Genomic DNA, 10,665 nt, shown 5'->3' with positions numbered 1-10,665 from the left:
GCATGGGAACCGTTGATGACTACCTGTCCGAGCTGGCGGAGGTAGACCGCGAGGTGGTGGCCCGGGTCTATGCCCTCGCCCGGGAGGTGGTGCCTGATGCCGAACAGGGATTGGGCTATGGCATGCCCTGCCTGCTCCACCACGGCAAGCCACTGTTGGCGGTGATGAGGGCGAAGGGTCACGTGGGTGTGTACCCCTTCAGCCCGGAGGCAGTCGAGAGCGTCGCCGACGATCTTGCGAGCCACCCCGGGATCGGGCTGGCCAAGGGGACCATCCGGTTCCAACCGGCGAGCCCTCTGCCCGAGGAGATCGTCAAGGCGCTGGTCCGGGCCCGTGCGGAGCAGATAGCGCGCTAAGGGTGTGGCCGTCAGCGCTTGCCCCGGCGGAAACGCGTCTTCAGGCGTACGTTCGTAGGCAGCTCCGGCGCTTTCAGCCTGGGAGTGGAGCCCACGTAGCCCTTCACCCGGCCGAACCTGTCGTCCGGTGCCTCGTTCCACTCCTGCCGGAGCCGGACGATGTCGTCGTGGCTGCGGCCGATGAAGTTCCACCACATCACGATGCCCTCGTCGAACGGTTCCCCGCCGAGCAGCATGATGCGGGCGGGTTCGTCGGTGGGGTTGGTGATCCGCAGATGGTCCAGGCCCGCGTCGCGCACGCCCATGGTGCTGCGGTCCAGACGCACACCGTCGAAGTCCACGAAACCGGAGTCCACCAGCACGCCGTGCTCGAATCCGGGCGTGACCGCGAGTTCCCAGGTGACCCCTGCGTCCATGACCACTTCGGCACCCAGGAGCGGGGTCTCGGTGCGAACGGGTGACGCGACGCCGTCGAGACCGCCGACCAGGATCTTGGCGCGAACGCCGTCGCTCTCATAGAGGTCGGGGACGTGGTGCTGGAAGTCGCGGACCAGGTCCTTGTCGTGTTCGGGCAGCACCACCCACAACTGGACGCCGTGCAGCAGGTCCCGCCTCGGCGTGGACACCTCGGAGTGGGCGATGCCGTAACCAGAAGTCATCAGGTTCACCTCGCCAGGGCGCACCATCTCGTGCACCCCTCCGGAGTCCCGGTGCTCGATCTCGCCCTCGAAGAGCCAGCTCACCGTCTGCAGGCCGGTGTGTGGATGTGGCGGTACGTCCATGCACATGCCCTGCTCGGGGCCGTAGTGGTCTACGAAGCACCATGCGCCCACGAACGAGCGGGTCAGCGACGGCAGGGTGCGACGCACCTTCATCGCGTCCTCACCGCCGAGGGCCACTTCCTTGGGCTCGATGACCTGCACCTCGTCGGCGTGCGGCTGCCCGACCGCGTGGCAGTCGAGCAGGTCGGGGTGGGTGTCGATGTTGCTCATCGGGGGCCTCCTCGCAGGACCAGCCAGTGGCCCCAGCCTATGCCAGCAAGCCGAGTCGTGGACCGGAACCGTCGGCGGCCGGGGGTAGGGTGGTGGCTCGTCGGTTGAGGCGTCGGGACTTTGAGGAGATTGGGTGTCGGACCAGTTCGTCCATCTGCACTGCCACACGGAATTCTCGATGCTGGACGGTGCGGCACGCGTCCACGACCTGTTCCGGGGCGCGGAGCAGATGGGGATGCCCGCCCTCGCGATGACGGACCACGGCAACCTGTTCGGGGCCTACGAGTTCTACAAGGCGTCCAAGAGCTACGACGTCAAGCCCATCATCGGCCTTGAGGCCTACCTGACACCGCGCACGCATCGCTCCGAGCGCAAGCGGGTGCAGTTCGGCGACGGCACCGGCGACGACGTCGCCTCCAAGGGCGCCTACACCCACATGACGATGTGGGCGGCTGACAAGGCCGGCATGCACAACCTGTTCAAGCTGAGCTCCCGCAGCTCCCTGGAGGGCTTCTTCTACAAGCCGCGAGCGGACCGGGAACTGCTGCACGAGTACGGCAAGGGCCTGATCGCGACGACGGGGTGCCCCTCGGGTGAGGTCCAGACCTTCCTGCGCCTGGGGCAGTACGACAACGCCCGCGCCGCCGCGGCGGAGTTCCGCGACATCTTCGGGGCCGGCAACTTCTACGTGGAGCTGATGGACCACGGCCTGTCCATCGAGAACCGGGTCCGCCAGGATCTCCTCAAGCTCGCCCGGGACCTCCAGCTCCCGCTGGTGGCCACCAACGACCTCCACTACGTGCACGCCGACGACGCCGACGCCCACGACACGCTGCTGTGCGTCTCCGCCGGCTCCCGCAAGGCCCAGGTGGACAGGTTCAAGTTCGACGGTTCCGGCTACTACCTGAAGTCGGCGGCGGAGATGCGGGCCCTCTTCTCGGAGTTGCCCGAGGCCTGCGACAACACCCTGGCCATTGCCGAGCGCATCGAGACGGAGTTCGACGAGGGCATGGGCACCTACATGCCCCGCTACGACGTCCCCGCCGGCGAGACCGAGGACACCTGGTTCCACAAGGAGGTGGAGCGCGGTCTCCACGCCCGCTATCCCGACGGCATCAGCCGGGAGGTGCGGGACCGGGCCGAGTTCGAGACCACGATCATCGCCAAGATGGGTTTCACCGGCTACTTCCTAGTGGTGGCCGACTTCATCAACTGGGCCAAGGAGAACGGCATCCGCGTCGGTCCCGGGCGCGGGTCGGGCGCTGGCTCCATGTGCGCCTACGCGCTGCGGATCACGGACCTGGACCCCATCGCCCACGGCCTGCTGTTCGAGCGGTTCCTGAACCCCGAGCGCGTCTCCATGCCGGACTTCGACATCGACTTCGATGATCGCCGCCGCGGCGAGGTGATCAACTACGTCACCCAGAAGTACGGCTCCGACAAGGTCGCACAGATCGTCACCTACGGCTCCATCAAGGCCAAGGCAGCGGTCAAGGACTCCTCGCGGGTGCTGGACATGCCCTTCTCCGTGGGGGAGAAGATCACCAAGGCGATGCCGCCCGACATCATGGGCAAGGGCATCCCGCTGAGCCAGCTGTTCAACCCGGAGCACAAGCGCTACTCCGAGGGCAACGAGTTCCGGGAGCTCTACAACAGCGACCCGGACGTCCGCACCGTCGTGGACACGGCCAAGGGGATCGAGGACCTCAAGCGGCAATGGGGCGTCCACGCCGCCGGCGTCATCATGTCCAACACGCCGCTGCAGGAAGTCATCCCCGTCATGAAGCGCGAGGCCGACGGGGCCATCATCACCCAGTTCGACTACCCGGGCTGCGAGTCCCTGGGCCTGATCAAGATGGACTTCCTGGGTCTGCGTAACCTCACGGTCATCGACGACGCGGTGCGCAGCATCAAGGCCAACCGGGACGTCGAGCTCGTCCTCGAGGACCTTCCGCTCGACGACCCGGCCACCTACGACCTCCTCGCTGCGGGCGACACGTTGGGCGTCTTCCAGCTCGACGGTGGTCCCATGCGGGCGCTGCTGCGTTCGATGCGGCCGGACAAGTTCGAGGACATCTCCGCCGTCGGCGCGCTCTACCGCCCCGGACCCATGGGCGCCGACTCCCACAACAAGTACGCCCGCCGCAAGACCGGGCGGGAGCCCGTCGAGCCGCTCCACCCCGAGCTCGGTGAGGCCCTGGAGCCCATCCTCGGTGAGACCTACGGCCTGATCGTCTACCAGGAACAGGTCATGGCGATCGCCCAGCAGCTGGCCGGCTACACGCTCGGCAGCGCCGACATGCTGCGGCGCGCCATGGGCAAGAAGAAGAAGTCCGAGTTGGACGCCCAGTACGAGATCTTCTCCGGCGGGATGAAGGAGCGCGGCTTCTCCGCGGGCGCCATCAAGGCACTCTGGGACACCCTGCTGCCGTTCTCCGACTACGCGTTCAACAAGGCGCACTCGGCCGCCTACGGCGTCATCTCCTACTGGACCGCCTACCTCAAGGCGCACTACCCGACCGAGTACATGGCGGCGCTGCTGCAGTCGGTGCGCGACGACAAGGACAAGTCCGCGGGCTACCTCGCCGAGTGCCGGCGCATGGGGATCAGGGTGCTGCCGCCCGACGTCAACTCCTCGGAGTCCGCCTTCACCCCCGTCGGCACCGACATCCGCTACGGCCTCGGCGCAATCCGCAACGTCGGCGACAAGGTGGTGGCCGCCTGGACCGCAGAGCGCGACGTGAAGGGGCCGGCGAAGGACTTCAACGACTTCCTGGACAAGGCGCCGCTGCTGATGTGCAACAAGCGCGTCATCGAGTCCCTCATCAAGGCCGGCGCCTTCGACGAACTGGGCCACACCCGACGCAGTCTCATGAGCGTCTACGAGCACGCCGTCGACGGCATCATCGACGTCAAGAAGAACGCCGAGAACGGCCAGGACGACCTGTTCGGCGCCTTCGGGGTGGACGCCGGAGACGACTCCTACGAGCACAGTCCGATCCCAGACCTCGACGAGTGGGACCGCCGCACCAAACTGTCGTTCGAGCGCGAGATGCTGGGCCTCTACGTGTCCGACCATCCCCTCAACGGGCTTGAGCACGTGCTGGAGGCCAACGGTCAGCACTCCATCGCCTCCGTCGCGTCCCCGGACGGGTTCCGTGGCGAGACCACCGTCTGCGGACTCATCACCTCCGTGACCAGGCGCGTCAACAAGAAGGGTGCCTTCTGGGCGACGGTCACGGTGGAGGACCTGACCTCGTCGGTCGAGGTAATGGTCTTCCCCCGCGTCTACGACCAGGTGGCCATGCACCTGGCTCCCGACACCATCATCGCCGTGCGTGGCGTGGTGGACGCGGAGGAGGATCGGGTGCGGATGCGGGCGCAGGACATCGTCGCGCCGCAGGTCAACCCCGACGGGGGTTCCGGTCCGGTCCTGCTGACGCTCCCCGCGGTGCGTTGCACGCCCTCCATCGTGGGCCGCCTGAAGAAGATCCTCTCGGAGTACCCGGGATCGGCGGAGGTGCACCTCCAACTGCGCAGTGACCAGAAGATCACCACGTTCAAGCTTGGCGACGGTTACCGCGTCGCTCCCGGCTCGCCACTGTTCGCCGACCTCAAGGCCGTCCTGGGTCCCAGCGCGGTGGGCGTGGCTAGAGTTGGCTCAAATGAGTGAGATCCCCTTTTCGGCCGCGGCGCGTGGCGTCCCGGCGTGGCGGCGCGCCCTGACAGACGCCCGCTGGAGCGTGCCCGTGTACCTCCTCGGTTGCGCGGTCGCCGGGCTGATCCAGGCCGTGGTGTGGGCGTTGACCGCCGAGCGCCCCGGCTACACGGTGGGCGAGGACATGTACGCGCGGATCGGTGAGCGCGGTCTGGCCAACCTGTTCGCCCCCGACGCGCTGTTCACGCTGCTCGTCGGAATCCTGGGCCTGGCTGCGGGGATCGCGAGTTGGCTGCTGTTTCGCCACGTCGGTTGGTGGGTGTGCGTGCTGGCGGTGGTGGGCGCCACGATCGGGGCCCTGGTGACCTGGCAGGTGGGTCTGCTGGTGAGCGGCAACGGATTCGCGCAGCGGCTCGCCGCAGCCCAGCCGGGGGACGTCGTCCCGGTGGATCTGGTGTTGAACGCACATGCCGCGCTCCTGGTGGCTCCCTTCCTGGCGATCACGCCTGTGATGCTGTTCTCCGCGTTCTGGCCCGGGGAGAACTCGCGGGTGCCCGCGGACACCCTGGCGGGCGACGTCGTCCGGGCCGACTAGAATTCCCTGCGTGCTGAGAACCGTTGACCTGACCGGAGTGGCCGCCGACTACCGGGCCCACCTGCCGCGCGCCGACTTCAACGTCGAGGCCGCGCTGGAGGTGGTCCGTCCCATCTGCGACGACGTCCACGCCAGGGGCGAGGCCGCGCTGGCGGAGTACTCGGCCAGGTTCGACCACGTGGTGCCGGACTCGTTCCGCGTCCCGGCGGCCGTTCTCGAGAAGTGCGCCGAAGAGCTTGATACCGAGTTGGCGGCCGCGTTCGCGGAGTCCGTGCGGCGCCGTCGGCAGGTGGCCGAGGAACTCGAGCGCGACACCAACCCGACGCCGGCCCACCTCGGCGACGGCGCCAGCGTCGGCCTGCGCAACATCCCGGTGGACCGCGTCGGCCTCTACGTGCCCGGCGGTCTCGCGCCGCTGGCCTCGAGCGTCATCATGAACGTGGTACCGGCCCAGGTGGCCGGGGTCGGCAGCATCGCCGTGGCCTCACCGCCCCAGTCGGAGTTCGGTGGGTGGCCGCATCCCAACATCCTGGCGCTGTGCCACATGCTCGGCGTGGATGAGGTCTACGCCGTCGGTGGCGCCCAGGCGGTGGCCATGTTCGCGCACGGCGTCCCGGGGCTGTGTGAACCGGTCTCGCTCGTCACGGGTCCCGGCAACATCTACGTGGTGGCGGCCAAGCGGCTGCTCCGCGGCGTGGTGGGAATCGACTCCGAGGCGGGGCCCACGGAGATCGCGATCATCGCCGACTCCACCGCTCGGCCAGACTTCGTGGCTGCGGACCTCATCTCCCAGGCCGAGCACGACCCGATGGCGGCGGCCGTACTGATCACCGACTCTCCGGACCTGGCGCGTGCCGTTCACGGTGAACTGGAGGCGCAGGTGGCCGCGACCAAGCACGCGGAGCGCATCCGGACCTCGCTGGGCGGCAAGCAGAGCGCCGTCGTCCTCGTGCGCGACGAAGGCCAGGCCATCGCCGTCGCCGACGCGTACGGGGCCGAGCACCTTGAGATCCAGACGGCAGCTGCGGAGTCGGTCGCACGCCGGATTCGTAACGCCGGCGCCATTTTCGTCGGCGACTACTCGCCGGTGAGTCTCGGGGACTACTCCGCCGGGTCCACCCACGTGCTTCCCACCGCCGGTTGCGCCTGCCACAGCTCGGGCCTCACCGTCCGCAGCTTCATGCGGACCGTCCACGTGATCAACTACACCGAGCACGGACTGCTGCAGGTGGCAGACGGCGTCGAACGCTTCGCCGCAGCCGAGGACCTGCCCGGTCACGCGGCCGCCATCACGGTCAGGCGCCCGAGGTGAGCCCGGGCAGTCGGATCCGGGGTCTGTCCGATCTCCCGCTGCGCGCCGATCTCGTCGGTGCCGAACCCTACGGTGCGCCGCAACTGGTGGTGCCCGTCGTGCTCAACGTGAACGAGAACCCCTACCCGCCCTCCGAGGCGGTGCGGCGGGAGATGGCCGACGCCGTCGTCGAGGCCGCCGGGACGCTGAACCGGTACCCGGAGCGCGAGGCCCTCGAACTCCGTCGGGACCTGGCCGGCTATCTGGGCCATGGACTGGGCGCAGAGAACATCTGGGCGGCGAACGGCTCGAACGAGGTGATGACCCACCTGCTCACCGCTTTCGGTGGGCCTGGCCGGAGCGTGCTCACGTTCACGCCGACGTACTCCATGTACCCCGAGTACGCCCGCAACACCTGCACGGGCTACGTCACGGTGCCCCGCAGGCCGGACCACACCCTCGACGCGCCCCTGATCCTGGAAGCCATCGCCGAGCACGAGCCCACCGTCGTGCTGATCACCACCCCCAACAACCCCACCGGCACCAGCTGTTCGCTGGAGGTGATCGAGGAGGTGTGCCGCAGCACCGACGCGATCATCGTCGTGGACGAGGCCTACCAGGAGTTCTCCAGCCAGCCTTCGGCGCTCTCCCTGCTGGCACGGTTCGACAGGTTGGTGGTTTCCCGCACCATGAGCAAGGCCTTCGCGCTGGCCGGCGGCCGCGTCGGTTACCTGGCCGCCCACCCGGCGGTGGTCGACGCCTGCCGGATCGTCCGGTTGCCCTACCACCTGAGCGCCCAGACCCAGGCGGTGGCCCGGGTCGCGCTCGCCCATAGCGAGGAGCTGCTGTCCCGCGTGCACGAGCTCGCCGCCGAATGCCGGGCCCTGCAAGGCTGGCTGCGCGAGCAGGGCTACGACGTCGTCGAATCGGATGCCAATTTCGTGCTGTTCGGCCGGTTCGCCGACCGCCACGCCGTCTGGCAGGCCCTGTTGGACCGGGGCGTGCTGATCCGCGAGACTGGACCCGACGGCTACCTGCGGGCGTCGGCCGGCACTCCCGAGGAGATGGCCGCCCTGCGCGAGGCCCTCGTAGCTGTCGCACCGAAGCTGGAAGGAAGCCCGCAATGAACCGCACCGCCTCGAAGGAACGCTCCACGAAGGAGTCCTCCATCAGGGTCAGCATCGACCTTGACGGCACCGGCCGCTCAAGCATCTCCACGGGCGTCGGCTTCTACGACCACATGCTCACCGCGCTGAGCAAGCACTCGCTGATCGACATCGAGGTGGAGGCCTCTGGCGACCTCCACATCGACGGACACCACACCGTCGAGGACACCGCCATCGTCCTTGGCCAGGCCATCGGTGAGGCACTCGGGGACAAGTCGGGCATCCGCCGTTACGGGGACGCCATGGTCCCGCTCGATGAGGCCCTGGCCTCCTGCGTCGTGGACGTCGCCGGGCGCCCGTACGTCGTCTGCGAGGGGGAGCCCGAGGGTCAGGTCTACGCATTGATCGGCGGCTCCGGCGTCCCGTACGCGGGATCCATGACCTATCACGTCGTCGAGTCCCTGGCCCTGAATGCCGGACTCTGCGTCCACCTCAGGCTCCTGGCTGGCCGGGACCCACACCACATCGTCGAGGCCCAGTTCAAGGCGCTCGCCCGGGCGCTGCGCACCGCGGTTGAGATCGACCCCCGTCAGCAGGGCGTCCCGAGCACCAAGGGCGCGCTCTGAGCGGGCCGAGGCGCGTGGGCCTGCTCGACTACGGGTCGGGCAACCTCCACTCCGCCGCCCAGGCGCTCCGCGCGGCAGGTGCCGACGTGGTGGTCACGCCTGACCTCGATGAGTTGCGCCGGCAGGATGCCCTGGTGGTGCCGGGGGTCGGAGCGTTCGCAGCCTGCATGGCCGGGCTCGAGGCGGCCGGTGGCCGGGAACTCGTGGGGGAGTGGCTCGCCGCCGAGCGGCCCCTTCTCGGGATCTGCGTAGGTCACCAGGTGTTCTTCGAGAGCGGCACGGAGCACGGTGTCGCCTCGACGGGCCTGGGCATCTATCCCGGAAGCGTGGACCAGGTGCCCGCCGCCCGGCTGCCGCACATGGGCTGGAACACCGTCGACGTGCCCGAGGGTTCGAGCCTGTTTCGCGGTCTGGAGTCGGAACGCTTCTACTTCGTCCACTCCTACGCCGCCCTGACGCCGCCCCCCGAGGCGGTTGTCACCACCGCCCAGCACGAGGAGTCCGTCTTCGTGGCCGCCGTCGAGCGTGGCCTGGTCTCCAGCACCCAGTTCCACCCCGAGAAGTCCGGTGCGGCCGGCGCGGCGTTGCTGCGCAACTGGCTAAGCCTGGGCTGAGCGTGCGCAACAAGCACTGGTAGCGCTATTTTGTGTGGCACATTGGTCTTTGGGGGAAGGGGCACCAATGCGCAACGAGGCGCGAACGATTGACGACAACGACACCGACACCAGGGGCAGGAGTCGACCTGTCACGGGCTTGGCCTGCATGCTGGTGGGCATCGCAGCAGCCGTCCTCGGACTGCTGCCCTGGCTGGTGACCGGGGCACGCCTCCCAATCCAGGACCTGTGGCGCGGTGAGCCGGCTGCCGAGGCGATGCCAGTCGCCCTGCTGCCGTTCAGCCAGTACGAGCTGACCACGATCATCGGCCTGCTGGTCACCGGCTCCGCCGTCGCCGGACTCGTCGGCCGCAACCTGCGCCGTCGCATGCCCGCACAGGGACTGCCCCTCCTGCTGGCGGGGGTCCTGGTCGTGCAGCTCACCGCGCTCGTCCAGACCACCCTCGTCGTCCAGGCGGGACTGCAGGACAGACAGGAGTCCGCCCTCTACCTGCTGGCACTGGACTCCGTGGCCGTGCTGTCGGTACTGGTCGGCCTGTTGGCCTTCCTGTTGACGGCCATGGCTCCCAGGGCGGGCGCCCTGGTGGGCCTGGCCATGGGTGCGCTGGCGCTGGGTCCTTGGCTGACTGCGTGGGTGCAGTTGCCAGACGGTGTTCCGCCGACCACGCTGGTTCTCCTCGTGGGCGTCGCCGCGCGCTGGGTACCTCCGATCCTCGTGGGACTCGCCATCGCCTGGGCCGGACTCGAGACCTGGCGGCAGGCAGCGGCTGCGCTCGCGGTGGTGCTGCTGACTTGGGTCGTACCGCCGCTGATCACGGCCATCCAGTCCGCTGCCGGCAGCCGGGTACTGGCGGGGGACAGGGGGGAGATGCTGGACCAGGGGGTCCGGGTCTTCATCTCCGCCCTGACCCTGCCAGCCGTGGCGTTCCTCGTCCCGCTCACCGCGGCCGTGGTCGCGGCAATCGCCATGGTGGCCCAGCACTTCGTCTCTCGCAGCTGAGCAAAGGGTCGGCCCAAGGATTCAGAATTGGCGGATCAGGGACGCGTTGCGGAGGTAGGAGCGCTCCCGCAGTTCCCGCTCGCGGTCGAGCTCGAAGTCCGAGCGTTCCCGATCCTGGTCCGGCAGCGGCCGGGTGCTCCAGATGAGCAGCCACATCCCCACCCGCATCGCCAGCCGTTCCAGTCTGGTCGCGCGGGGATGGAGGTGCTCGATCCGCAATGGCTCCGCGCTTGGGGCGGGGCGCTGCGGCGCAATCATGGTGTTCACGATCTGTCTCGTTCCTGGTGAGAGGCTGGCCCGCCTCTGAATGGAGGCAGGTTTGAAAGCCGTGCCGCAGCGCGGCTGGAAGGGGAGAGCAAGCAGACGAAAGGCTCAGCTCACGTGAGCACTAGCAGGAGATGGGGCCGGGACCGTGTCCTCAGGGCCG

Annotated in this window: 10 protein-coding genes; 8 read left to right on the top strand and 2 right to left on the bottom strand. The window is 68.5% G+C overall.

Features of this window, described 5'->3' with window-relative positions:
* Window positions 1-2 precede the first annotated feature (2 nt).
* Complete coding sequence (locus LKO27_RS06255) at window positions 3-356, top strand: iron chaperone (protein WP_227736217.1); 354 nt, start codon at window positions 3-5, stop codon at window positions 354-356.
* A gap of 11 nt (window positions 357-367) precedes the next feature.
* Here LKO27_RS06255 and LKO27_RS06250 read toward each other — a convergent pair whose 3' ends face one another.
* Entirely contained in the window at window positions 368-1,348 is a 981-nt protein-coding gene (locus tag LKO27_RS06250) for a pirin family protein (RefSeq protein ID WP_227736215.1), read from the bottom strand.
* 133 nt (window positions 1,349-1,481) lie between these two features.
* On the opposite strand from LKO27_RS06250, the gene dnaE reads away from it, so the two are divergent.
* From dnaE to LKO27_RS06215, 7 genes are all read left to right on the top strand, one after another.
* The gene (dnaE, locus tag LKO27_RS06245; RefSeq protein ID WP_227736212.1) at window positions 1,482-5,021 is read left to right on the top strand and encodes a DNA polymerase III subunit alpha; all 3,540 of its coding nucleotides are present in this window, start codon (window positions 1,482-1,484) and stop codon (window positions 5,019-5,021) included.
* A complete protein-coding gene (locus LKO27_RS06240) occupies window positions 5,014-5,601 on the top strand; it encodes a hypothetical protein (RefSeq protein ID WP_227736211.1) in 588 nt (195 codons plus the stop codon). The genes dnaE and LKO27_RS06240 overlap by 8 nt, the downstream gene beginning before the upstream one ends.
* A 10-nt stretch (window positions 5,602-5,611) precedes the next feature.
* Window positions 5,612-6,913, top strand: a complete 1,302-nt coding sequence (gene hisD, locus LKO27_RS06235) for a histidinol dehydrogenase (protein ID WP_227736209.1) — start codon at window positions 5,612-5,614, stop codon at window positions 6,911-6,913.
* Window positions 6,910-8,019, top strand: coding sequence for a histidinol-phosphate transaminase (locus tag LKO27_RS06230; protein WP_227736206.1), 1,110 nt, complete (start codon window positions 6,910-6,912; stop codon window positions 8,017-8,019). The genes hisD and LKO27_RS06230 overlap by 4 nt, the downstream gene beginning before the upstream one ends.
* The gene (gene hisB / locus LKO27_RS06225; RefSeq protein ID WP_227736204.1) at window positions 8,016-8,624 is read left to right on the top strand and encodes an imidazoleglycerol-phosphate dehydratase HisB; all 609 of its coding nucleotides are present in this window, start codon (window positions 8,016-8,018) and stop codon (window positions 8,622-8,624) included. The genes LKO27_RS06230 and hisB overlap by 4 nt, the downstream gene beginning before the upstream one ends.
* Window positions 8,621-9,238, top strand: coding sequence for an imidazole glycerol phosphate synthase subunit HisH (gene hisH / locus LKO27_RS06220; protein WP_227737232.1), 618 nt, complete (start codon window positions 8,621-8,623; stop codon window positions 9,236-9,238). Before hisB ends, hisH begins: the two co-directional genes overlap by 4 nt.
* A 67-nt stretch (window positions 9,239-9,305) precedes the next feature.
* Complete coding sequence (locus LKO27_RS06215; protein WP_227736202.1) at window positions 9,306-10,238, top strand: hypothetical protein; 933 nt, start codon at window positions 9,306-9,308, stop codon at window positions 10,236-10,238.
* Window positions 10,239-10,259: 21 nt separating this feature from the next.
* Here LKO27_RS06215 and LKO27_RS06210 read toward each other — a convergent pair whose 3' ends face one another.
* Window positions 10,260-10,505: a hypothetical protein gene (locus LKO27_RS06210; protein ID WP_227736200.1), complete on the bottom strand. Its 246-nt coding sequence runs from the start codon at window positions 10,503-10,505 to the stop codon at window positions 10,260-10,262.
* Window positions 10,506-10,665 lie beyond the last annotated feature (160 nt).

The sequence above is a fragment of the Tessaracoccus sp. OS52 genome, from assembly GCF_020687685.1.
In the GTDB taxonomy this organism is placed as follows: Bacteria; Actinomycetota; Actinomycetes; order Propionibacteriales; family Propionibacteriaceae; genus Arachnia.
The sequence above is the reverse complement of the archived record's forward strand: the minus strand, read 5'-3'. Positions and strand labels throughout refer to the sequence as shown.